This is a genomic window from Nonomuraea montanisoli, assembly GCF_013363975.1.
Classification (GTDB): Bacteria; Actinomycetota; Actinomycetes; order Streptosporangiales; family Streptosporangiaceae; genus Nonomuraea; species Nonomuraea montanisoli.
Genome location: NZ_JABWGN010000019.1, coordinates 1 through 23,376 on the forward strand (window position 1 = coordinate 1; position 23,376 = coordinate 23,376).

The window sequence follows — 23,376 nt, forward strand, 5'->3', positions numbered from 1 at the left end:
GCCAGCAACGACGAACGCACCGCCGCTCTGCAAGACTTCCTGCACACCTACAACCACCACCGCTGCCACACCGCGCTCGGAGGCCAACCACCGATCACCCGCGTCAACAACCCTGCGGGTCAATACAGTTAGCCGCCGCCGTCTCCATCCCCAACGGGTTCCTCCTGTACGAGAAGGCCGCCTCGGTCAAGGACGACGACCCCGAGACGAGCTGGAGCGTCAGCGGCAGGAAGACCGCCCCCCTCGTGGTGGACCCGTGCGAGCGGCCCAGGCTGGGCCAGGCCGGGCGGACCGCGGCCAAGACCATCGTCTACACGGCCGTGCCCGACTACTCCAAGTCCGAGCAGGTCGTCCTGTACGCCTCCGAGGCCGCCGCGCGCAAGGCCATGACCGACCTGCGCGCCGCCGCCACGGCCTGCCGCACCGGCGGCTACCGCTACGCCGTCGCGCCCCTGGCCCTGGGCGACGAGGCCGTGACCCTGTCGGGCCAGAGCTACCAAGGCGGCAAGCCGGCCATCGGCGGCGAGCGCGCCGTGGTCGTCCGCCGCGCCGACGCCCTGATCCTCTACACGCGGGCGGGGGAGTGGGGCAAACCCGCCAAGACCGACTACCGGGAGCAGGTCAAGGACGCCCGGCGGATGCTCGGCAAGATCTGCACCGTCGCACAGTGCGAAATGTCCCGATCTTGAGACATTCTCATGACCCGATCAGGACCCACTCTTCGCGAAGATTGAGAAACAGGCGTGTGCCGGAACGCCGTTGCCAGTCCGTTCCGGCACACGGCTATCTCCCCCGTCGTCCTGCCACGACGGGGGACGTCGAGCCCGGCGTCGGCCCGGGGGCCGCCGGGCTCCCAGCACATCCGCTGATCTGGCGGCGGTTCGGACACTGCGCGTGATGCGATGGACGTGTTCGACATCACGAGCACTGGCCCCGCCCGCATGCTCTCGCTGATGGGGGAGAGAGTGCGAAGCATCCGCCATCCACGGACGCGACCACTATGCCTGGTAGCGGAGGGCTGGTGGCAGGGTGAGCGCTCCGGCGAGCTCGGCGCCGAATGTCGGTGTGTCAACGGCGACGTGGGACGATTCTATGGACGTCCGGGGCGAAGACACATGCAGCCCTTCCGGGGGGCCACCTCTGCAAGGCCGTCGCCGTCCTTCAGAATCACCGTTTCGCTCACGCCGCCCGAAGATGAAAATGTTCACGGAATTGCCGGTTCAGGAAAACATTCGCCATTCATGCCGGTGCGTGGAAGTCTGAAGAGGGTATGACGATGGGGTGGGCGGCCGGACATCCTATGATTGTGTGATTATCGGGGCCGGATCTCTGCCACTGGAGGCGCGGTCCTGATTAGGTGGACCCGGCGGAGCTTCCGGGCGCGATCGCGAACGGGCAGCGGATCGCGACGAGCCATGACTGGGGATTACGCAGCGCGCCGGATGGATATGGGAGGAGCACCGCTCTCCCTCAGGGGAAGCTGGTCGGCGGCTCGTCGGCGATAAATGGATGTCTCGCCTAGCGCGGATCGGCGGCGGACTATGCCGACGGGCGAGCGCCGGAAATCCGGGCTGGTCTTTCGACGAGGTGTTGGGGTCGTTCCGGTCGATCGAGAGGGACCTCGATTTTGGTGACCTGCTCTGGCACGGCGATGATGGTCCGTTGCTGATCCGTCGCCCCGACGAGGCCGAGATGGAGCCATTGCAGGTGGCGTTTCTGCAAGCGGCCGCGGAAGTCGGACATCCCTCAGTAGGGGATCACAATGCTCCCTCTGTCGTAGGCGCGGGTCGACTACCCCTCAACCAACTGAACGGGAAGCGAATAAGCTGCGCGATGGCCTTAACGGGCGCGCCGCTGCCGTCGTGCTGGCCAGGTCCGGCGAGCGGATCGAAGCCGGTGAGGTCGTCCTCACCGCAGGCGCCCTCAGTAGCCCGGTCGTTCTGATGCGGTCTGGAGTCGGGCCTGCGAATGAGCTGGCCAGAGCTGGCGTGAAGCCGGTCCACCACTTGTCCGGGGTCGGCCACGGTCTATGCCGGGGGAGCGGTTCGGTCCGGGCTCCCGGCCTCCAAGTGCTCATGCGCACAGGAAGGGCGCGGCGGGAACACTTCGCGCGGTTCCTGATCTCGGCACTGAAGCCGACCTCCGAAGGCAGTCTGCGACTGTGCTCGCCGGATCCATACGAGCCGGCCCTCATCCATCGGGGCCTTCTGCGCGAGCGGGCAGACACACTGACACTGGCCGAGGGCATGCGGGCCGCACGCGAGATTGCCACTGCCGACCCGATAGCCGGCCTCCTGGAATCGAAAGAGGATGCGCAACCTCCCGGGGAGGTACAGGAGGACGGCAGCCTCATGGAGCGGTGGCTTCGAGAGAATGTGCGGAGTTACCACCATCCGGTCGGCACGTGCAGAATAGGTCCAGATCCGGCAAAGGGTGCAGTCGTCAGCAGCGAGGGCACGCTTTATGGGCTGGGCGGGCTCACGGTTGCGGACGCCTCGATTATGCCGTGTATTCCATCGGCGAACACCAACTTGTCGACGATAATGCTTGCAGAACACCTCGCTCGCCACTTTGATGGATGATGTCGCAGACGATGCTCTCGAATCAATGACCCTACGGCAGCGATCGAGACGTTCCCGAGGCGAGGCGAACGATGGAAGCCCCGGAGGCCGCAGGCGCGAAGATCTACTTTGCGTCCCGCACGAATAACCTCAGCTCGGGCGGGATCGGGGCCTGGATCCGCCTCGTGCGCAGTCGCGGTGCCGTCGATCTCGCCGTGGGGAATCCCGAGTATCCCGAGACCCCTGTCGCGATGATCAGTGCGGTATGTGCCGCGATCAAGAGCGGTTGCAATCAGTATGAAGATCCATTCGGGGCGAAGGCCGCGCGGGTTGCGCTCGCGCGCACGTTCGGGCGAAACGCTGATCCCGAGACGGAACTCACGATCACGTGTGGGGCGACCGAAGGGCTGACCGCGGCGCTGCTGGCCTTGGTGGAGCCGGGTGACGAGGTCGTGACATTCGAGCCGCTCTATCAGAACCATCTGGACGCCATCCGGCTGGCCGGCGGGCAGGCTCGCCTGGTGAGACTGCGTCCGCCCCGCTGGCGCTACGATCCAGCCGAGCTTCGTCGGGCGTTCGGGGCGCGGAGCCGCGTGTTCCTGCTGAACACCCCGCACAACCCGACGGGGCGGGTCTTCGAAGCAGCCGAGATCGCCGAGATCGCCGAGCTGTGTTTGCGTTGGAACACCGTGATGGTGAGCGACGAAGTGTATGCGGACTTCGTATTCGGTGACCGGCGCCATGTGTCCGTAGCGGATGTCGCCGAGCTCGCTCCTCGAGCGGTCGTGGTGGGCAGCCTTTCCAAAAGCCATGCTGTCAGCGGCTGGCGGCAAGGTTTCCTTTGGGCAAGGGCGGCGACCACTCAGGTTCTTCGCCAGGTCCACGTTGCCCTGACCGGTGGCGCGGCAGCGCCCCTTCAGCAGGCTTTCGTGCAACTGGACGCCTGCGGCCACGCGGGCGGGAATGGCGGCGTAGGGATGGAGGAACGTCTCGGCCGCGCTATGGCGATCTTCCAGGGGAGAGGGCTGGAATGCATAGCCCCCGAGGGCGGCTGCTACTTCATGGTCGACGCCGGTGATGCCGGGCAGGATTCATGTTCGTACGCCGACTGGCTGCTGGAGAATCGCCGTGTCGCAGTAGCCCCCGGATCGCTGTTTTATGCTTCTCCGGCTGACGGCCTCGACTACTTCCGTGTTGCCTTCAACAAGTCCGATGAGACGTTATGGAGAGCACAAGCTCGGATGTCGGATAGCGGCCGGGGATCGGCGCCGACGGACGACAGGACGTGCAAGTGAAAGCGATCGTCTTGCTCGGCCTGACGTTCGCGTTCTGGTTTTGCCTTCCCGGCATCGCGAGCGGGGCAGGGAAGATCAGGCTTGTGGTGGCGCCGGCGAAGTTGAGCCTGGTGGCCGGTGAGACCGCGACGGTGGACGTGTTGGCCAGACTGCCCGACGACATGACCATCGCGGATGTGACGCTGACGACGGTGCCGCGACCGGATCTGAAGGTGACTCCACCTGACCCGCGTCCGATCGCCCCTTCGAGCGGCTGGCGGGTCAGCGTCACGATGATCTCGGATCAGCTCACCTCCGGCGAATTGGTGCTGGTGGCGCGGGCCAAGAAGGTGTCCGGCCTGACCCTCGCGCACCTGCCGGTTGAGGTTCGCCGTGGCTCCGGTCACTCCGAACTTCTCAAGATGACAGTGACTTCGGCGCATCCGGATCTGGCCGAACGGCGACCCGTTCTGACCAACGTCACCGTGCAGAACGTTGGCACGGTCGCCGTTCAGCTGCGTGAGGTGTGGGTTCGGCTGCCGCCGGGACTGCGCGGCTGTGTCGAGGAGCGATGCGCGCCAGGGGAAATAAGTCGACGTGTCGTCCCTGAATCCTTGGAACCCGGCGCCGTCGCCATATACGACTTCCTTGTCGAAGCCACGAAGCAGGCCCGGACCGGCCGCCAGCTGATGCTTTATGGCGTGACTGGTGATTACGCCGAGAACGGCCGTCTGCGTCCGGTCGCCGTCGTTGCAAGTCAGGAAGTCACGTACGCTGTGCTCGGGGAGTCCGAGTTCCTCACTGCGATCGGGATCCCATCGTTCTTGGTGTTGCCGGGCTTCCTGGCGCTCATGTCCTATCGCTTGGTCGCTCGTCGGTACAACGCTGCCGACGAGGTGCTGCCGTCCCTCGAGGTGAGCGCTCCCGAGTTCCTGACCTTGTCAGCCACGCTCTCGGTTCTGGCGATACCGATGTTCTGGCTGGTCACGTGGTTGCTGGGAGATCCGCACACCTACCTCACCGGCTACGGTGTGGACGACCTGCTGGCGGTATGGCTGGCGTCCGTTCTGATCGGTCTGTGTGCCTTCGGCATCCCACGGTTCGTGCTCGTGTGGCGGGAACACCGCCGCACTCCACGCCCTTCCGACCGGCCACAGCAGTTTCTGGAACGCCTGTCGGCCGCGGGCGCATCGGTGATGTTGCCGCAGGTGCGGGTCGAGCTGCGCAGCGGGGCGCCACCGAAGCAGCTCTACACATTCACGCCGGGAACACGCCAGGACGGTTCGGTCTGGGTGGTCCCGGCCATCCGGTATTCCTTCGAGCAAGAGGCGGCTGATGCGGATGTCGAGCGGCTACGGGAGGTGCTGGACGGGACGGCCTCTGCGGCAGCTGTGCTGAAAGCGGTCCGTCAGACCTCCACCGTGCGGCTCGCTTGGGCACCGGGCCCGGTTTGCGGGCCCAAGCTCGTCGGGCCGTCGAAGATCGTGGATGAGGTCCAGCCTGCGTGCCTGCTGCGGCAGTCCACGAGTTCCGGCTGGAAATAGCAAGGCGGGGCAGTCTCCCGGAGACTGCCCCTGAATGAGTTCCTCCACTCACCCGGTCAATCCCAGGCCGTCGGCGGGCCGCGCCGCGAGTCTTGGAACGAATCAAACACAAGCTACAAGAACTGTTAACCGGGGGCAACATGTCCGCGAGGTTCCTGCAGGTACGCGTGTCCCATATATGGACCGAGACCACGCCCGCACTGCTACGGCCCGCACCGTCGTCACCGGTCATTCCTCGGCTGACACTGCCTGCGCACTATCAGCGCGCTTTCCACCATGCACAAGTGAACGCGAGCGTGCAGCCGCTGTCTGCCGGCATATGGCCGACGGTCGCGGATCCCGGATCGATCCTCACCGTCCCTTGGACGCAGCGTGACGGCGCAATCGCAGAGATCAACAACTTCTGGCATCGGACATCGGGCTACCGCGACTACGCGAAGGTGTCCGCCGAGCGGGCCTGGCGGGCTCAGATACCGCTCCGCCTGGCGCGATCGACGCGTGCGGTGACGAGGGATGGTCAGCACCGGGCCATGCTCGACGGCTTCTGTCATCCGCTGGGCAACACGATCGCGCTCACCCACATTCTGTTGGGCGAGTTCAGCGCAGCCGAGCTTGCCGCCTCGCTGGCTTCGCTCGAACGGGAGTCCTTCTATCGGATGGCGGACGAACCGGATACAGGCTGGCGGCGGTTGAGCGGGATGGCATCGGATCTGTTGACCCGCGTCGACGAGGCGCGTCGTGCCGATCAGGAGCCCGACCCGGGCTATTGCCCGGAGCCCTTCGTCCTCGTTTCCGTGATCCAGGCGACGGGTGCCCTGACAGAGTTCCGGACAGCCAGTGGCGGCGACACCCATCGCTTGCTTGACGCCTTGGCCGACCGTAACCGCCTGGAGGAGGTCGGTGAGCCGCGACCTCTCGCGGAGCAGACGATCACAGGACGTGCTGAGCGGGCGGGCGGGCTGATCTACGGCAAGGATCGGGCCAGGGTCATCTGGGCCCCCTACCGATTCTTGGCCGGAGGGAAGACCCGATGGTTGAGCTGCTATCACCGCAATCTTCTCCTCGCGACGGCGCTCACCGATGCCTGGCTCGGAGTGATCGCCTGGGCGTCCGGCGCACTGACCGAGGGGGCGCTCCCCACAGGTGGCGACGAACTGGTGGAGCGAACAGCTCGGCTGCTTGGGTTCGTGTACGGCGTCAGAAGCACGGCAAAAGTCGTGTATCGCTCGCGGAGTACGGCTGCTCAGATTCGCGACAGTGGCCTGTCTGCCGAGCTGATTCAGGCGAGGGAGTATATTGGAATCACGGAAGAACTTTTCCCCATAAATATCGGACCGGCTTGAATCATGGCCATGTATAGCCCCAATTCGTTATGATCATTGATGTCGCCTCAATGGTTACGCAAGTCCATCTGCAAAGAGTCGTGGATAGCTGCTAGGCTCCCTCCAGTCTGCATTCGCGGAGGGGGTCGTCATAAGCCGGGACGGTGTCCGCAGCGGCCGCGACGCCGAACAGCGTGGCCGAATAGCGGAGCGCACATTTCTCGATATCCTTGACTGGTGGCTGCACAACGCTGGTGCTCCTCAGCCTGCCCAGTTCAGTCCGGACAGCCAGAAGATCGACTATCGGGTCGAGATTCCGCCGCTCTGGTCACCGGCCGAAGCGGTCGCCATCACCTGGCAGATCAAAGCCACTGACCGCTTCACTCCGGAGCCCGACAGCCCGCTGGGCGTGCCGGCCCTCAAATTCCGGATGAAGTTCAAAGATCTCCAGGCATTGCGTGACGCCAGCCTTTCCGGCTCGACCTTCATGCTCGCGCTGGCGGTACAGAAGAATCCACAGCAAGTGCCCAACGATCTGCTGCTGGTGGCGCCTCCCGACCGATTCGCATGGTACGGGCTGAACCTCGCCGAATATTTCCGCCGCACTGAATGGCAGCGGCATGGCGGCACGCTTTACATCCCGCTGCAGAACAGCCTGAACCTAGCCACGTTCTCCCTGCTGTGGAGTGCATTGTGGGTGTCGAAGTTCTTCGGCAGGCTCAGCAGTCCGGAGGTTCTGGGGGCACCGAAGCTGCGCGAGGTGATCCCCCGGGTCTTCGACCGGAGGGAGAGCCTCCGCCTCTCTCCCACCGGGAGCTGGGATTTCCTTCTCACCGAGCTGCCGAGATTCCAGCCCGAGCTCGACCCGCCGGTGTTTCGCGACGTCAACTTCAGACTTGGTCTGGCCGGTGCGCTCAGCATCATCAGAAAGCGTATGTACGAGGCTGCCGGCTGCCTGGATGTGGTCCGCAATTACTGCCCCGAATCACTGTACGGAACAGCGAATCTATGGCTGTTCTCGACTGCATACCACCATTTCATGAGTGCCACGGGAGAGATCGGAGCCGGGCGGCACGACTTCGTCAGTCAGCGCCTGCTTCCACTGCCCGAATATGAAATAAGCGACACGAGCAGGATGCTCCTCAGCATACTGTGGCACGTCGTGCTGCGCTATCGTGCGCTCGGCACGGAGGTTCAACTCGTGGCCAAGCCCTCGAAAGGCGCCGGCGAGGACTACAGTTACTACGGTGGCGGGATCGGCTACTTCCCGTGGATCACGCTTGCTGACGATCAGGTGCAGTGGATGGTCGAGATGGGTGCCACGCGCAACATGGCCGACAATCTTGATTTTCTCAACGAGCAGGCGCAGAACCGGCAACTAGGCAGCGCGCAAACGGTGGCGGACGCGGCCCGACTGTTCCAGATGCCGAAGTCGGAGCTAGAACTCCCCGATGAATGCCCGCACCTCTTCTTCCCGCAGGAGAACATGTTCCTGCGCTACCCCACCGAGCTCTTTCGTAGGTAGCGCCCACCGACATCCAATGCTGAATGACCGCTTCGCGGACAAGCGTGGAAAGGAAATGCCATGGTCGGTCACAGCCCGCAGAGCAACCGGGAACGCCTTCGCGCCGAGGTGCTGCCCAACATTGATCTACGCCCGTTCATCGACGGTGCCTTCGTGGAACCTAAGAGCCACCGGACACTATCGGTACTGGAGCCGGCCACCGAGAACACGCTGGCCGAAATGCCCTGCGTCGACACGGACGACGTCGATGCGGCAGTGACCGCGGCGCGTCATGCCTTCGACTCGGGCCCTTGGCCGAGGATGACTCCGCAAGAGCGCGGCGTGGTGCTCAGGCGGCTGGCCGAACTCATCGACCGCGACGCCGAGAAGCTCGCATTGCTTGAGTCCGCAGACACCGGCAAGCTGCTCAAAGGCGTACGCGGGTGGGACGTCCCGCACGCCGCCACCGTCTACCGTTACTACGCCGACCTGGCCGAAGGCCTTGTCGATCGGACGCTCCCCTCGGTCGGAGAGGTTCGTGTCTGGACCCGTCGGGAGCCGATCGGGGTCTGCGCCGCGATCTTGCCATGGAACTTCCCCTTTCCGTGCATGTCGTGGAAGCTCGCGCCGGCCCTGGCGGCCGGGTGCACGGTGGTCGTCAAGTCCGCCGAGCGCGCTCCGCTGTCGGCGCAGTACCTCGCGGGCCTCGTCGCGGAGGCCGGATTCCCGCCCGGAGTCGTCAACATCCTCATGGGAGAAGGGCCGGTCGCCGGCGGCGCATTGGTCGCTGACCCCAGGATAGACATGGTGACGTTCACCGGCAGCGTCGCCACTGGTCAGCAGATCGCGCGGCGTGCGGCGAATGGTGTCGCACGTACGACGCTCGAGCTGGGCGGAAAGTCCCCGAATGTCATCTTTGCTGACGCAGATCTGGACAGTGCGGTTGCGGGCACCATCGACGGGATGTTCTCCGTCCAAGGCCAGAACTGCTGCGCTGCCAGCCGCACCTTTGTCGAGCGCCCCATTTTCAATGAGTTCCTCGAGCGTCTGGGCGCCGCTGCGCTGGCGCGCCGCCTCGGCGACCCGATGGACGAGGCCACCGAGCAAGGTCCGCAGATCGACCGCGCACACCTTGAGCGGATTGATGGCTATGTCCAGCGCGCACTGGCCGCCGGCGCCAAGGCCGCAGTCGGCGGCAGGCCCTCGAAGATCGGCGCGCTCTGGTACGAGCCAACGATCATCACTGGTGCCGTCCCTTCCATGGAGATCTCCCGAGAGGAGGTCTTCGGTCCAGTTGGCTGTGTCTATCCCTTCGACGGCTTCGATGAGGGTGTGGGCGCGGCCAATGACACGGAGTACGGGCTGTCGGCCTCTGTGTGGACCGGCGACCGAAAGGTGGCCGACCGGTTCGCCGCGGTGGTGCGCGCCGGGACATGCTGGATCAACTGCTTCGGCTACTTCATGGAGTACGCCCCATGGGGAGGGGTCAAGAAGTCGGGGCTCGGCCGTGAACTCGGTGCCGAGGGGCTCGAGGAGTTCCTGGTGACCAAGACGCTCTACAGCACGTTCGGCGAGCCCTGATGGTCCCTGATCCTTCCTCTCCCAGCCTGGCTCGGGCCAGGCTGGGAGAGTTGGTCAACTATGTCGGGCAACTGCGCATCTATTCGTTCGTCGACCTTGTCCTACTGCTGGCCGCATTGGGTGCCGCATTACCGGTTGCGTTCGGGATCAGCCTGCTGTGGTTCGGTTTTCTCATCCATTTGGAGTGGCGGCACCGCGACGCCGGCCGGCTTCTGTGGCCATGGTATGCATGGGTCATCCCGTGGATCGCGGGCGCGATCGTACTCCACAGTGTGTGGCTCCTGCCGTTTTTTGTGCTTGCCGTGGCTTATGCGCTCAAAAAGCGCTGGCCTTCCTGTGCCGCAGTGTCCCCGCTGCTCAACGGTGGCCTCAAGGTGACTCTGGTACTGCTCATTCCTGGCGTTCCAGCTGCCCTGTGCGTCCTGGTCTTCGTGATCATGACAATGCGCAATCTCATCGGAGACTTGCGGGACGCCGGCAAGGACGCGCGCGAGGGTGTGCAGACCATACCTGTGCTGTTGGGCTACCAACGGCACACGCCCTGGATCTACCCCGCTGCATTGGCGCTGACGTCCGGGATCTGGGTTTACCTGGGGGGACTGCCGTGGTGGTGCTGGATCGGTGCGGTCCTCATCCAGGCGGGCACCTATCGCCTTACGCCACGATAGCCATTTCGATCATTCGTCAGTTGCTTCGCCAACATAGCGGAACCGCTCCACCCGCTGTCCGGCAACCTCGATATGCTCGGTGAAGTTCTTGACTCCGCGCACCCAGATGTGGCGGTCGCCGTACGCAGGTGAGTCGAATAGCGCTTGGTAGACGACCACCTCCTCGCCGACCTGTTCATCCGCGCCGGTGCCTTCCACGCCGTGACCGAAACCGATCACCTGATAGCGATTGCCGCTGAAATGCTCGTAGACGCCGGGCTTGATTCCGTGGTCGCCCATCAATTGTGATTCCTCGGACTCGATAGCGGTTGGATATACCTAAACTATCGTATCGCGCGATCGTATGCGAGGATACCTGCACTGATGAGGGAACTCCGTCTTGACGGCTCTGAGTGGTCCGTAGTCGCAGCCGCTGGTGATGAGCCGGACGGGGTTCCCAGATAACAGCATTTGCCCCAAGTTCAACCGGAATATCGCGATACCTCGCGTATTGCTCCGGGCGAGTGCACTTCTGGCCTGTTCGATCACTCGAAGCGGACCATCCTGGTGAGATTGCCGGCTCTTTCTGCACGCGAAGGCCGGTTGTATGGCCGTCGATCGTTCTTGGTCTCGTCGCGGATCGCCCGCCTGGTTTCATCTAGCGGATGCCGAGCTGCAGACTGAGCGAGTCGACGGTTGACCGGAGACCGCCACGCTGCGCCGCCACACGCTGTCGCTGCGCGCTGGACCCCAGTCGGTGGAGCCGATCCAGCAGACACTCGACAGTCCTCCAGTCTCCTGCCTTCTCCAGATGAGGGCGGAGGCGGGAGCAGAGCCGCCTTATCAACGTGAAGGCCGGCGCGACTTCATCGGTACCGGCATCTATGATCATTCCCTCCAGCCCCTCTCGTGCGGCTCGCCAGATCATCCCATTCACTTTGGCGTCATCGAGATGTGGCGGCATGGCACCGGTCCTGATGTCGTGCAACGCCTCCAGGACCAATGCGCGCGCAAGCGCGGCGATGAGCATGGTGTCCGCGACAGTTGGTTGGCTGTCCGCAATCCTGACTTCGACCGTGGAAAAGGCAACGGACGGACGAGCCCACCAGTAGACGCCGCTTGCGTCCAGCGCCACCCCATGACGCTGGAATTGCCTGACCGTCGTGCTGAATTCGGCGTGGTCCGACATTACAGGCGGCGCGGTGATCGTCGGCCATCGACCGGCTATGATCGCTCGCCAGCTGGCGTAGCACGTGTCGCGTCCTAGGTGAAAAGGCGAGTTGGCGCTTATCGCCAGCAAATAGCTCAGCCATGGCCGCAGGTATCCGCAGACCCGTACAGCGTCCTCGATGTTCGAAACACCCACATGCACATGCAGACCACACGTCCCCTGCTCCTCGAGCAGTGCGCCGAACCTGTCGAACAGCGCTGAATAGCGAGGGATATCCCGCAGCGGGGGCGGTGGTACATCGCCTAATGGTGGCGTGGCCGAGGCCAGGATCTTCCAGCCGTGTTGAGCTGCTATTTTGGCAAGAATGCGGCGGCCGCGTATAAGAGCAAGGGCGGCCGTGGTAAGATTTCCGCAAACAGGGGTCTTGAGCTCGATCTGCATGGGAGTCAATTCGCCTGTTACGGATATGTCCAGCTGATCCACAGCGGACAGGACGGTCTCCGCGGCCGGCACGGGAGCACGTGTCGCCGCATCCACTATGTAGAACTCCTCCTCGATCCCAAGCGTTCCTATTCTCGCCATAATCGCTACCCGCAATCCGCGAGTAGCATCGCCGGGGTCGCCGGCACAGCGATCCGCCAAACGTGAGCGGACTGATGGAGAAGCAGAGCGGGGTCGGCGCGTGCAAGGACGTCTGGCATCTGACTTCTACTCCCTTCCTGGCGATGCCTCGAGTCTGAGGGGGGATGGGTCGGTGTGTCCCACCGCCTCCAAAACCTATTCGTGCATCCTTCCCCGGGGGCGGAGTGCTCAGACAGAGCCATCTCGGTGGGCCTCCCTGTGGAGGATCGAAATCAACGCCTGCGGTCGGAGCGATTTTCCATCAGGAGTGCCACTGCATGCTTGCTGCCGCATCCGCCCATCACCGTCAGTGCCACGCCGGCTCCGGGCGGAGAATGTGACAGGGCTGTTGCAACATGCCGAGGGATTCGGTTTCGGCTCGCGCCGGCTCGCCGGACGCCACGCACGCTCACCTCACCGCTAAGGCCATGTGGGTGTGGACGCGAGGGCCGGCGCCTGTCCAAGGCGACGCGCGCCCACCTGCAGACGTGTGGTCTGTCTGCCGGTGGTCGAGCTGCCTGCCACACCAAGCGACGGAATCCGGCGGAGCAAGGCTCGTCGGCCGTCGAGCGCGGCCTGGCCGACTTCGCCCGTCGCCACGCCAACCAACTCGCCGCGCTGATCTGACCCTAGGAATACACCTTCCGCGACGACGAGGCGTACCACCTGACCGGCGCAACCCACACAACGATGCCGCTGCGGATCGATGCGGTATGGCCACCGTGTCCGCGTGGCGGCTCGTGCACAGCTCCACCAGCCGGAACATCGCGCTGAGCACCAAGCACCAGGAACGCCCGCGGATCGGCGGCGACCAGCCGGTCCTCGGCCTCCGGCTGCTCCAGCCGGTCTACCGGCGGCTCACGAGGCGAGACTGGCGGCCAGCACGAGGCTGGCGGCGCCGCGGGCGTGGCCGCTGTCGTCCCACGGCCGCAGGGTGATCTCCAGTCCGGACAGCGCCGCGATGACCCCGCCGTCGACCGCGCGGTGGAAGCCGGGCGCCAGGTACGGCCAGAGCACGTGGCTCTCCCCGATGACGGTCAGGGCCCGTACGGCCAGGACGTTCACCACGCCCGCCACGGCCCGGCCGAGGATCTCGCCGGCCTCGTCGAGCAGGCCGCGCACGCCCGGCGCGTCGTCAGCGGCCATGCGGCGCAGTTCCTCCAGCGGCGGCGGCGCGGCGGCCAGGCCGCGCCTGACGGCCTCGGCGGCGAGCGCGTAGTCCGCGACGTACGCGTCGACGCAGCCCCGCCGGCCGCACACGCACGCCGGGCCGTCCGGACCGGTGGGCACGTGGCCGAACTCGCCCGCCACCCCGTCCGGCCCGCGGTGGACCCGGCGGCCCAGCACGATGCCCATGCCCACGCCGTCGCCGATCGCCAGCACCAGGAAGTCGTCGTGGTCGCGGCCGGTGCCGTAGAGCAGCTCTCCCGTGGTGGAGGCCCTGGTGTCGTTGTCGATGAGCACGGGCACCGGCAGACGCGCGGCCAGCGGCGGCTGGAGCGGCAGGTCGGTCCACCCCATGCGCGGCGAGAGCCGGACCGTCCCGGTGCCGGGGTCGATCACGCCCGGGACGGCCAGCCCGATGCCGAGCACCCGCGACCCGGTGGCCGGATCGCTCAGCACGTCCTCGCACGCCGCCGCGAGCTGCCCCACCGGATCGTCCGCGGGAGAGAACGGCCGGGTGAAGCGGGCCACCTCGCCGCCGTCGAGCCGCGCCAGCACGCCCATCAGGTGGTCGGAGTGCACGCGCAGGCCCAGCGTGTACGCCGCGTCCGGGACCACCTCCAGCGGCACCTTCGGCCGTCCCCTGCCGCTGACCTGCGGTGGCAGCTCGCGCAGGAAGCCCAGGTCGATCAGGCGGCGGGTGTGCTCCGTCACGGTCGCGGCGCCGAGGCCCAGCCGGGCGGCGATCTGTGACCGGTTGAGCGGCCGTGACCCGAGCATGGCGAGGATCTCCGCCTTGATCAGGTCCTCCCGGTACGGGGGTGGGGGCATACCGCTCATTCTGCCTCTCTTGACGCCTTGCGCATCCCGACCCTAAGGTCAGCCACCATAATAAATTCGCCCCCGAAAAATATCACGGGCGGCGTCCAGGAGGGAGCGCAGATGCACATGCGCAGAGGCGTCCTGCTGGCCCTGGGCCTGGCAGGCATGATGGTGACCGCCGCGTGCGGCGGCGGCGGAGGCACCGGCACGTCGGGCGGCGCCCGCGACACGGGCGGCACCGTCACGCTGGACTGGGAGATGTGGGCCGGCAGCGAGGACGAGAAGGCCCAGCTCGACCATCTGGCCGCGCTGGTGACCCAGCAGCACCCCACCATCAAGGTCAACCTCCGCACGGCGCCGTTCAACGACTACTTCACCAAGCTCCAGACCGAGTTCGCCGCCGGCAAGCAGCCGTGCGTGGTGTCCATGCAGAGCCTGCGCCTCAGCGCCTACGCCGACCTGCTGGAACCGCTCGACGGCAAGGCCGACGCCCAGGGCTTCGCCCCCGCCGCGCTGGAGGCCCTCAAGCTGGGCGGCAAGCAGCTCGCCCTGCCGTACGACCTGGCCTCGATGCTCCTCTACTACAACAAGGACGCCTTCACCAAGGCCGGGGTCGCCGAGCCGAAGAGCGGCTGGACCGTCGCCGACTTCGAGCAGGCGGCCAGGAAGCTGTCCACCGGGGGCAAGGCCGGGTTCGGCATGTCCTTCGCCGACCTGCACGCGCTGTCGCTGATGCTGTCCTACAACGGCGCCCAGCCGGTCACCCCCGACGTGAAGCTGCAGTTCGACAGCCGGCCGATGGTGGACGCGCTCACCTGGTACGCCGGCCTGGCCACCGCCAAGGCGGCTCTGGTGCCGGCCAGCTCCTCCGACGTGGGCTGGGGCGAGACGCAGTTCGTCAACGGCAACGCGATGATGGCGGTCGACGGGTCGTGGAACATCGGCTCGGCGCTCAAGGACGCCAAGTTCGCCGTCGGCTTCGCGCCGCTGCCCGCCGGGTCCGGCGGGTCCAAGACCTACCTCGCCGCCTCCGGCTTCGGCGTCGCCAAGGGCTGCCCGTACCCGGCGGAGGCCGCCAAGGCCGTCTCGGTGCTGACCGGGCCGGACGCCCAGACCTACCTGGCCGGGCAGGGCCGCAGCTTCCCCTCGCGCACCGGCCAGCAGGCCACCTACGAGGAGTTCCTGGTCAAGCAGGACCCGCGCAACGCCGAGGCGGTGCGCGGCGCCATCGCCTCGGTCAAGGACGGCCTGGCCGGCGGCGTCCCGCTGTTCACCACGAAGAACTGGGACAGCGTCGGCAAGCTCATGGCGCAGTACCTCATCCGCGTCTACACCGGCGACCAGTCGCCCAAGGACGCCCTCGCCACGATCCAGCAGCAAAGCGCCCGGGGCCAGTGAAGCGGCCAGTGAGACCGCGTACGACAGAGCAGTGGAGCGCGCTCGGCTTCGTCACGCCGAGCGTGCTCGGACTGGGACTGTTCACCCTGTTCCCGGTCGGGATGGCCGTCGTCATGAGCTTCTTCCAGTGGCCCATGCTCGGCACGCGGGAGTTCGTCGGCCTGGACAACTTCCGCTACCTGCTCGGCGAGGACCCCGACTTCCTGACCGCGCTGCGCAACACCTTCGTCTTCACCGGCCTGTACGTGCCCCTCAACATCCTGCTCGCGCTCGGCCTGGCGTTCTGGATCCACCGCTCGCGCTGGGCGAACCTGTGGCGGGTGCTGTTCTTCGTCCCGGCCATCACGCCCATGGTGGCCAACGCGGTGATCTGGAAGCTGCTCCTCCAGGCCGTGGGCGGGGAGCCGAACCTGCTGGCCGACGGCCGCACCGCGCTGCTGGCGGTGGTCGCGATGAGCGTGTGGCAGGGATTCGGCTACAACATGATCGTCTTCTCCGCGGCCGTCAACGAGATGTCGCCCAGCGTGCTGGAGGCCGCCTCGCTCGACGGGGCGACCGGGCTGCGCAGGCTCGTCAGCGTGCAGCTCCCGCTCATCTCCCCGGCGCTGTTCTTCGCGGCCACCATGACGATGATCAACGCGCTGCAGGTGTTCACCCAGCCCTACATCCTCACGGCGGGCGGTCCCGGCAACGCCACCGAGACCCTGGTCATGAACGTCTACCAGGCCGGCTTCGAGTCCCGCGACCTCGGGCTGGCCGCGGCGGGCGCGTGGCTGCTGTTCGCGATCATCCTCGGCGTCACGGCCGTGCAGTTCGTGGGCCAGAAACGGTGGGTGCACTATGAGAGCTAGCCGCGTCGTGTCCCACGTCCTGCTGGCCGCCGTCGCCCTGGCGTTCCTCTACCCGCTGATCTTCGCCGTCGCCACGGCGCTCAAGCCGCCGGGGGAGACGTTCGGCTCGCCGGGAGCGCTGGTCGGCTCGGAGGTGCGCTGGCGCAACTTCGCCGACGTCTTCACCTACGTGCCCTTCGAGCGCTACATCGGCAACGGCGTGCTGGTGGCGGGCGCGGGCACCCTCGTGGTGCTGGCCGCCTCGGCGCTGTCGGCCTACGCCTTCGCCGCGCTGCGCTGGCGCGGCCGGGACGGGATCTTCCTCGTCTTCCTGGCCACCATGATGGTGCCGCAGGAGGTGCTGGTCGTCCCCATGTTCCTGCTCATGCAGGCGTTCGGCTGGGTCGACAGCTACCAGGCGCTCGTCTTCCCGTGGGCGTTCACCGCCTTCGGCGCGTTCCTGCTGCGGCAGTTCTTCAAGAGCGTGCCCGGCGAGCTGCGCGAGGCGGCGCGCCTCGACGGCGCCGGGGAGCTGCGCGTCTTCCTGCGGGTCATGCTGCCGCTCGCCCGGCCCGCGCTGGGCGTGCTCGCCGTGTTCACCTTCATCGGCTACTGGAACAGCTTCCTGTGGCCGCTCATCATGATCAACGACGTGAACGCCAGGGGCACCGTGCCGCTCGGGCTGCAGCTGTTCTTCGGCCAGAACGGCAACCAGTGGCACCTGGTCATGGCCGCCTCCGTCATCTCGATCCTGCCCACCCTGCTGCTGCTGATCGCGCTGCAGAAACACCTGGTGAAGGGAATCGCCACGGCCGGGCTGGCCGGGCGCTGAAAGGAATCCATGCTCTTCTTCGATCGCCGGACCGGTCCCGACCTCGGTGAGGACGCGCCGCGCTACCCCGACCGACCGGTGCCCGACTGGTACCGGGACGCCAAGTTCGGCCTGTTCGTCCACTGGGGGCTGTACTCGGTCGCCGGGTGGGCGCCGCCGCGCCGGCCGGGCGAGGACGTGCCCGTGGAGCTCGAGTACAGCCACCACCAGTACGCCGAGTGGTACGCCAACACCCTGCGCATCCCCGGCTCGCCGACCGCCTCCCACCACGAGGCCGCCTTCGGCGTCGGCACCTCCTACGAGGACCTGGCCGACGCCTGGACCGCCGAGCGGTACGACCCCGACGGCTGGATGCGGCTGTTCGCCGCGTGCGGGGCGCGCTACGTGGTGCCGACGGCCAAGCACCACGACGGCTTCTGCCTGTGGGACACCGCCACCACCGGCTTCTCCAGCGTCCACCGGGGGCCCCGCCGCGACGTCGTCGCCGAGCTGGCCGGCGCCGCCCGGTCGGCGGGGCTGCGCTTCGGGCTCTACTACTCGGGGGCGCTCGACTGGCACGTGTCGCACTTCCCGCCGATCCGGTCGCTGACCGACCTGTTCACCTACCGGCGCAACGACCCCGCCTTCGCCCGCCACTGCTTCGACCAGGTGCGGGAGCTGGTCGAAGCGCACCGGCCCGACGTGCTGTGGAACGACATCGACTGGCCCGACTCGGCCAAGGCCGCCGGGCCGTACAGTCTGGCCGAGCTGTTCGAGCACTACTACGGCCTCGTGCCGGACGGGGTGGTCAACGACCGGTGGGGCGTGCCGCACCTGGGGTTCCGCACCCGCGAGTACCGCACCGAGGCCGGCACGCCCGCATGGGTGTGGGAGGCGACGCGCGGCCTGGGCGCCTCGTTCGGCTACAACCGCGCCGAGGACGACACCCACCTCATCGACGCCACCGAGCTGGTCCACCTCCTCGTCGACACCGTCGCCAAGAACGGCAACCTGCTGCTCAACATCAGCCCGCGCGGCGACGGCTCACTGCCCGAGGCGCAGGTCGGCCGGCTGCGCGAGCTCGGCCGGTGGCTGGCCGCCCACCCGGACGCCGTCTACGGCACCCGCCCCTGGCGCCGGCACGCCGAACCGGTGGGGGCGCCGCTGCGCTACACCGTGCGTCCCGACGGGACGCTCAACGTGATCGCGCTCGACCCGGCGCACGGCGCCTTCCGGCTGCCCGCCGACCTGCTCGGCCGCCCGGGCGCCCACTGGGGCGAGGGAGCCGCCGAGATCGACCCGGACGGCACCGTCGTCATCCCGCCGGCCCTGCGCCACCTGCCGGCCGCCGTGCTGACCCTCCCACCGGCCTGACCTCGTACGGGCCGTCCGGCGCCGTCAGAGCCGGTTGAGGCCGAGGACGTGCAGGACGGCCCGCCCCTCCTCGTCGGAGGCCGCCAGATCGACCTGGGCGTCGATGCCCCAGTCGCCGTCGCCCGCCGGGTCCTTGACCGTCTGGCGGACCTTCCACAGCCCGCTCTCCTCCTGGATGCGCAGCAGCGCCGGCCCGCGCGCGTCGGCGTCGGTGTGGATCTCCTCGTGCTCGTCGTAGTACGCGTCGAGCGCCGCCCCCCAGTCGACGTCGGGAGCCAGCTCCTCCAGCTCCTCCTCCTTCTCCAGCGCGCACAGCTCCACCAGCCGGAACATCGCGTTGCGCACCAGCACCCGGAACGCCCGCGGGTTGGCGGTGACCGGCCGGACCTTGGTCTCGAGCTGCTCGTGCCGCTCCAGCGCCTCCGCCGGGTTGGTCAGCTTCTCCCACTCGTCGATCAGCGACGAGTCGACCTGCCGCACCAGCTCGCCCAGCCACTCGATGAGGTCGACCAGGTCCTCGGTCTTCAGGTGCTCGGGCACGGTGCGGGACAGCGTGCGGTAGGCGTCGGCCAGGTAGCGCAGCACCGTGCCCTCGGAACGGGCCAGCTCGTAGAACTGGATGTACTCGCCGAACGTCATCGCCCGCTCGAACATGTCGCGCACCACCGACTTGGGGCTGACCGTGTAGTCGCCCACCCACGGGTGGCCCCGCCGGTACGTCTCGTAGGCCCCGAGCAGCAGGGTCTCCAGCGGCATCGGGTACATCACCTCGGCGAGGGCGTCCATGCGCTCCTCGTACTCCATGCCGTCGGCCTTCATCTGCGCGACCGCCTCGCCCCTCGCCTTCTTGAGCTGGGCGGACAGGATCTGGCGCGGGTCGTCCAGGATGGACTCGACGATGGAGACCATGTCGAGGGCGTAGCTCGGCGACTCCTTGTCGAGCAGGTCGAAGGCGGCCAGGGCGAAGGTGGACAGCGCCTGGTTGAGCGCGAAGTCCTCCTGCAGGTCGATCGTCAGCCGGGCCCGGCGGCCCTGCTCGTCGGGCTCACCGAGCTGCTCGACGATGCCGCCCGCGAGCAGCGACCGGTAGATGGCGATGGCCTGGCTGATGTGCCGCCGCTGCCACCTGCGGTCCTCGTGGTTGTCGGTCAGCAGGTGCTTCATCGCCTGGAAGCAGTCGCCGGGCCGGTTGATGACGGCCAGCAGCATCGCGTTGCTCACCTTGAAGCGGGAGGCCAGCGGCTCGGGCTCGGCGCCCTGCAGCTTCTCGAACGTCTCCTCGCTCCAGCCGACGAACCCCTCCGGCGGCTTCTTGCGGGCGTAGCCGCGCCGCCGCTTCGGGTCGTCGCCGATCTTCGCCAGGGCCTTGGCGTTCTCGATGTCGTGCTCGGGCGCCTGGCAGGCGACGTAGCCGATCGTGTCGAACCCGGCCCGCCCGGCCCGGCCCGCGATCTGGTGGAACTCGCGGGCCCGCAGGCGGCGCACCTTGTTGCCGTCGTACTTGGACAGCGCGGTGAACAGCACGGTGCGGATCGGCACGTTGACGCCGACGCCCAGCGTGTCGGTGCCGCAGATGACCTTCAGCAGGCCCGCCTGCGCCAGCCGCTCGACCAGGCGGCGGTACTTGGGCAGCATGCCGGCGTGGTGGACGCCGATGCCGTGGCGCACGAGCCGCGACAGCGCCCGGCCGAAGCGCGTGGTGAAGCGGAAGCCGCCGATCATCGCGGCGATCGCCTCCTTCTCCGCCTTCGTCGCCATGTTGATCGACATCAGCGCCTGCGCGCGTTCCATCGCGGCGGCCTGCGTGAAGTGGACGACGTACACGGGCGCCTGCCCGGTGCTGAGCATCTCCTCCAGCGTCTCGTGCAGCGGCGTCATGCGGTACGAGTAGACCAGCGGGACGGGCCGCTCGGTGTGCTTGACCACGGACGTCGGCCGGCCGGTGCGCCGGGTCAGGTCGCGCTCGAACATCGTGACGTCGCCCAGCGTGGCCGACATCAGCACGAACTGCACGTGCGGCAGCTCCAGCAGCGGCACCTGCCAGGCCCAGCCGCGGTCGGGCTCGGCGTAGAAGTGGAACTCGTCCATGACGACCTGGCCGATGTCGGCCGCCGCCCCGTCGCGCAGCGCCACGTTGGCGAGGATCTCGGCGGTGCAGCAGATGATGGGCGCGCCCGGGTTGACGCTGGCGTCGCCCGTCATCATGCCGACGTTCTCGGTGCCGAAGATCGCGCACAGGTCGAAGAACTTCTCCGACACCAGCGCCTTGATCGGCGCCGTGTAGAAGGTGCGGAGGTCCCGCGTGAGCGCCGTGAAGTGGGCGCCCGCCGCGACCAGGCTCTTGCCGGAGCCCGTCGGGGTGGCCAGGATCAGGTTGCTGCCGGAGACCACCTCGATGAGCGCCTCCTCCTGGGCGGGATAGAGCGTGAGCCCGCGTTCGGAGTTCCAGGAGACGAAGGCGTCGAAGATCGCGTCCGGTTCGGCGTCGATCTCTTCGGGGAGGCGGTCGATGAGAAGGCTCACGCCCTCTATCCTGCCGAAGAAACCCCGGTGGTCGAACCGCTTGTGCGGTGCTGACCGTCTGTTGTGGGCGTGCACAGGGGTTGGGGGCGCAAACCCCGGTGGTCGAACCGCTTGTGCGGTGCTGACCGTCTGTTGTGGGCGTGCGCAGGGGTTGGGGGCGCAAACCCCGGTGGTCGAACCGCTTGTGCGGTGCTGACCGTCTGTTGTGGGCGTGCACAGGGGAGCGGCGGGCCTTCAGGGCGCGTCGGAGGGGTGCAGGGCGCGCTGGAGGAGGATCGTGTCGATCCACCGGCCGTGCTTGTAGCCGACGCCCCTCAGCCGCCCCGCCTGCTCGAAGCCGAACGCCGCGTGCAACCTCAAGGACGCCGGGTCGCCGCTGTCGGCGACCACCGCCACCAGTTGCCGCGTCCCGGCGCGGGCGGCGCGCTCGATCAGCGCGCCCAGCAGCAGCCGCCCCAGGCCGCGCCCCGTCGCCCCGGGCGCCAGGTAGATGGTGACCTCCGCCGTGTGCCGGTAGGCGGGTTTGGGCCGGAACGGGCCGGCGTAGGCGAAGCCGGTCACCTCGCCGTCCTCCTCCGTCACCAGGAACGGCAGCCCGGCCCCGGTGATCGCCGCGGCCTTGGCCTGCCAGTCCTCGACCCCGGGCGGAATCTCGTCGAAGGTGGCCACGCTCTTGTCGACGTAGTACGCGTAGATGGCGGCGACGGCGGGAAGGTCCGACTCGGCCGGCGGTCGTGGTGTCGTCATGTCATGCCATTGTGGCGGCCGTCGCATGACAGGCGTGTTTCCGGGCGTTCACCGGACCAGGGCCGGGGCCGGGCGGCGCGGCCCGGCCGTCAGCAGGAGCGCCCCGCCGAGCGCCGCCACCGCCGCGACCGGCGCGATCCCCGGCGCGAACCCCGCCACCGTGAGCGTCAGCAGTCCCGCGCCGGCCAGCGCCGCCGCCACCAGCATCCGCGGCCACCCGCCCGGCCGGTACGGCAGCGCGGGCGGCTCCTCGAACCGGGCGAACACCTTCAGCAGCGGCCACATCACCAGGCACAGCGCCCCGAACCAGAACGGCCACCCGGCGAACCAGCCGGCGCCGCCCGGCGCCGGCGTGTCCACGCCGAGCCCCACCACGACGACCCCGGTCACCGCGAACAACGCCGGCATGTGCCACAGGTACACCGTCATGATCCGCGGCCCCGCCCAGGACAGCAGGCCGCCCAGCGGCAGCCGCAGGATCCGCTCGCGCAGTAGCAGGGCCAGCCCCACCTGCCCGAACGCCACGGCCAGCATGGCGAGCGTCGGGGGAGCCATGTTCGACATACCGGCGCCGGGCAGGCCGATCATGCTGCCCGGGTACGGCCCCGCCCACACCAGCAGCGCCGCGGCCCCGAATCCGCCCGCCGCCATGACGCCCGGCCGGGTCAGCCGCCCCTCCGCGTACAGCAGGCCGAGCTGGTGGACCGCCAGCCACACGCACACGATGTTGAGGTAGCCCAGCGCGTCGAGGCCCGTGGAGAAGCGGGCGACGTCTGTCAGCACCGCGCCGGCCGCCAGCGCCGCCGGGACCCGCCCGCCGTACCGCTCGTGCAGGCGGGCCATCAGCGGCGTGGCCGTCACGGCGATGAGGTAGACGGCGAGGAACCACAGGAGCTGGCCGGTCAGCCGCGCGCCCGTCTCCAGCGGCTGGGCCGGCACGCCGAGCGCCGCGAGCGCGTGGGGGAGCGGGATCCACACGGCCGCCAGCGGCAGCAGCGGCCAGGCCAGCCGCCGCAGCCGGGCCGCCAGCCACCGCGGCGCGTCGTGCCGGGCGCGGCCGAAGCTGATCGCGTTCGCGGCGCCGCCGGCGAAGAACACCAGCGGCATCACCTGGCTGAGCCACGTGACCACCCACACCCCGGGCGTCGCCAGCGCGTTGCCCGTCCTCAGCGTCGTCCCGTCGAAGGCGAGCACGGGGATCGTCCAGTGCTGGAGCACCACCAGCGCGATCCCCAGGACGCGTAGCACGTCGATGAACGGGTCCCGGGCGACGCGCGGCGCGGCCGCCGCGACGGGGACGCCGGGCGGCGCCGGACGGTCGAGGAGGACGGTCATGGGGGAGCCTCGATTCAGCGGCTTCGTCGGGAAGCGCGGGGGCGGGTACCTCCCCAGACTTCCGGCGCGGCCGTCCCGGCACATTCCCGCGAGCCGCCGAATCGCGGGTCAAGATCGCACCACCGGCGGGGGTAGGGCAGGCCCTAC

General features: G+C 67.7%; 18 protein-coding genes and 1 pseudogene. 13 read left to right on the forward strand and 6 right to left on the reverse strand.

Annotated elements, in window-relative coordinates:
- The 9 genes and pseudogenes from HTZ77_RS38005 to HTZ77_RS38050 form a co-directional block, all read left to right on the forward strand.
- A pseudogene (locus HTZ77_RS38005) lies at positions 1-132 on the forward strand (integrase core domain-containing protein); the annotation flags it as partial.
- 113 nt (positions 133-245) lie between these two features.
- Positions 246-689: a hypothetical protein gene (locus HTZ77_RS38010; protein ID WP_175594613.1), complete on the forward strand. Its 444-nt coding sequence runs from the start codon at positions 246-248 to the stop codon at positions 687-689.
- Between the two features lie 1,137 nt (positions 690-1,826).
- Positions 1,827-2,582 (forward strand): GMC oxidoreductase, encoded by a 756-nt coding sequence (locus tag HTZ77_RS38020; RefSeq protein ID WP_407940636.1) that lies wholly within the window; start codon positions 1,827-1,829, stop codon positions 2,580-2,582.
- A 71-nt stretch (positions 2,583-2,653) separates the two neighbouring features.
- On the forward strand, positions 2,654-3,856 hold the full coding sequence (locus HTZ77_RS38025; RefSeq protein ID WP_175594616.1) for a pyridoxal phosphate-dependent aminotransferase: 1,203 nt from the start codon (positions 2,654-2,656) through the stop codon (positions 3,854-3,856).
- Complete coding sequence (locus HTZ77_RS38030; RefSeq protein WP_175594617.1) at positions 3,853-5,379, forward strand: hypothetical protein; 1,527 nt, start codon at positions 3,853-3,855, stop codon at positions 5,377-5,379. The genes HTZ77_RS38025 and HTZ77_RS38030 overlap by 4 nt, the downstream gene beginning before the upstream one ends.
- Before the next feature lie 284 nt (positions 5,380-5,663).
- Positions 5,664-6,722 carry a hypothetical protein gene (locus HTZ77_RS38035; RefSeq protein ID WP_175594618.1) on the forward strand — a complete coding sequence of 353 codons (1,059 nt, stop codon included), beginning with the start codon at positions 5,664-5,666 and terminating at the stop codon, positions 6,720-6,722.
- A gap of 388 nt (positions 6,723-7,110) precedes the next feature.
- Positions 7,111-8,226: a hypothetical protein gene (locus tag HTZ77_RS38040; protein WP_175594619.1), complete on the forward strand. Its 1,116-nt coding sequence runs from the start codon at positions 7,111-7,113 to the stop codon at positions 8,224-8,226.
- 60 nt (positions 8,227-8,286) lie between these two features.
- Positions 8,287-9,786 (forward strand): aldehyde dehydrogenase family protein, encoded by a 1,500-nt coding sequence (locus HTZ77_RS38045; RefSeq protein WP_175594620.1) that lies wholly within the window; start codon positions 8,287-8,289, stop codon positions 9,784-9,786.
- Between the two features lie 50 nt (positions 9,787-9,836).
- Positions 9,837-10,454, forward strand: a complete 618-nt coding sequence (locus HTZ77_RS38050) for a UbiA prenyltransferase family protein (protein ID WP_175594621.1) — start codon at positions 9,837-9,839, stop codon at positions 10,452-10,454.
- A gap of 9 nt (positions 10,455-10,463) precedes the next feature.
- Here the strand turns inward: HTZ77_RS38050 and HTZ77_RS38055 are convergent, their stop codons facing one another.
- The 3 genes from HTZ77_RS38055 to HTZ77_RS38065 form a co-directional block, all read right to left on the reverse strand.
- Positions 10,464-10,733, reverse strand: coding sequence for a DUF1653 domain-containing protein (locus HTZ77_RS38055; RefSeq protein ID WP_175594622.1), 270 nt, complete (start codon positions 10,731-10,733; stop codon positions 10,464-10,466).
- Between the two features lie 358 nt (positions 10,734-11,091).
- Positions 11,092-12,186 (reverse strand): carboxylate-amine ligase, encoded by a 1,095-nt coding sequence (locus HTZ77_RS38060; protein WP_175594623.1) that lies wholly within the window; start codon positions 12,184-12,186, stop codon positions 11,092-11,094.
- A gap of 897 nt (positions 12,187-13,083) precedes the next feature.
- Positions 13,084-14,220, reverse strand: a complete 1,137-nt coding sequence (locus HTZ77_RS38065; RefSeq protein WP_175594624.1) for an ROK family transcriptional regulator — start codon at positions 14,218-14,220, stop codon at positions 13,084-13,086.
- 111 nt (positions 14,221-14,331) lie between these two features.
- Here HTZ77_RS38065 and HTZ77_RS38070 point away from each other — a divergent pair, with 111 nt between their 5' ends.
- From HTZ77_RS38070 to HTZ77_RS38085, 4 genes are read left to right on the forward strand one after another with little or no spacing between them, the layout of a single operon-like run.
- Positions 14,332-15,609, forward strand: coding sequence for an ABC transporter substrate-binding protein (locus HTZ77_RS38070; RefSeq protein ID WP_175594625.1), 1,278 nt, complete (start codon positions 14,332-14,334; stop codon positions 15,607-15,609).
- A gap of 8 nt (positions 15,610-15,617) precedes the next feature.
- Positions 15,618-16,460, forward strand: coding sequence for a carbohydrate ABC transporter permease (locus HTZ77_RS38075; protein WP_205304484.1), 843 nt, complete (start codon positions 15,618-15,620; stop codon positions 16,458-16,460).
- Positions 16,450-17,271, forward strand: coding sequence for a carbohydrate ABC transporter permease (locus HTZ77_RS38080; RefSeq protein ID WP_175594626.1), 822 nt, complete (start codon positions 16,450-16,452; stop codon positions 17,269-17,271). Before HTZ77_RS38075 ends, HTZ77_RS38080 begins: the two co-directional genes overlap by 11 nt.
- Positions 17,272-17,280: 9 nt before the next feature.
- The gene (locus HTZ77_RS38085) at positions 17,281-18,624 is read left to right on the forward strand and encodes an alpha-L-fucosidase (RefSeq protein WP_175594627.1); all 1,344 of its coding nucleotides are present in this window, start codon (positions 17,281-17,283) and stop codon (positions 18,622-18,624) included.
- 24 nt (positions 18,625-18,648) lie between these two features.
- Here HTZ77_RS38085 and HTZ77_RS38090 read toward each other — a convergent pair whose 3' ends face one another.
- The 3 genes from HTZ77_RS38090 to HTZ77_RS38100 form a co-directional block, all read right to left on the reverse strand.
- Positions 18,649-21,156 carry a DEAD/DEAH box helicase gene (locus HTZ77_RS38090; protein ID WP_175594748.1) on the reverse strand — a complete coding sequence of 836 codons (2,508 nt, stop codon included), beginning with the start codon at positions 21,154-21,156 and terminating at the stop codon, positions 18,649-18,651.
- A 225-nt stretch (positions 21,157-21,381) separates the two neighbouring features.
- The gene (locus HTZ77_RS38095) at positions 21,382-21,894 is read right to left on the reverse strand and encodes a GNAT family N-acetyltransferase (protein ID WP_175594628.1); all 513 of its coding nucleotides are present in this window, start codon (positions 21,892-21,894) and stop codon (positions 21,382-21,384) included.
- 48 nt (positions 21,895-21,942) lie between these two features.
- Positions 21,943-23,313, reverse strand: coding sequence for an acyltransferase family protein (locus HTZ77_RS38100; protein ID WP_407940633.1), 1,371 nt, complete (start codon positions 23,311-23,313; stop codon positions 21,943-21,945).
- Positions 23,314-23,376 lie beyond the last annotated feature (63 nt).

Coding starts and splice junctions, on each gene's coding strand:
- HTZ77_RS38025 (WP_175594616.1), top strand. CDS start 2,654: ATGGAAGCCCCGGAGGCCGCAGGCGCGAAGATCTACTTTGCGTCCCGC.
- HTZ77_RS38045 (WP_175594620.1), top strand. CDS start 8,287: ATGGTCGGTCACAGCCCGCAGAGCAACCGGGAACGCCTTCGCGCCGAG.
- HTZ77_RS38055 (WP_175594622.1), bottom strand. CDS start 10,733: ATGGGCGACCACGGAATCAAGCCCGGCGTCTACGAGCATTTCAGCGGC.
- HTZ77_RS38060 (WP_175594623.1), bottom strand. CDS start 12,186: ATGGCGAGAATAGGAACGCTTGGGATCGAGGAGGAGTTCTACATAGTG.
- HTZ77_RS38065 (WP_175594624.1), bottom strand. CDS start 14,220: ATGCCCCCACCCCCGTACCGGGAGGACCTGATCAAGGCGGAGATCCTC.
- HTZ77_RS38070 (WP_175594625.1), top strand. CDS start 14,332: ATGCACATGCGCAGAGGCGTCCTGCTGGCCCTGGGCCTGGCAGGCATG.
- HTZ77_RS38080 (WP_175594626.1), top strand. CDS start 16,450: ATGAGAGCTAGCCGCGTCGTGTCCCACGTCCTGCTGGCCGCCGTCGCC.
- HTZ77_RS38085 (WP_175594627.1), top strand. CDS start 17,281: ATGCTCTTCTTCGATCGCCGGACCGGTCCCGACCTCGGTGAGGACGCG.
- HTZ77_RS38095 (WP_175594628.1), bottom strand. CDS start 21,894: ATGACGACACCACGACCGCCGGCCGAGTCGGACCTTCCCGCCGTCGCC.
- HTZ77_RS38100 (WP_407940633.1), bottom strand. CDS start 23,313: ATGTGCCGGGACGGCCGCGCCGGAAGTCTGGGGAGGTACCCGCCCCCG.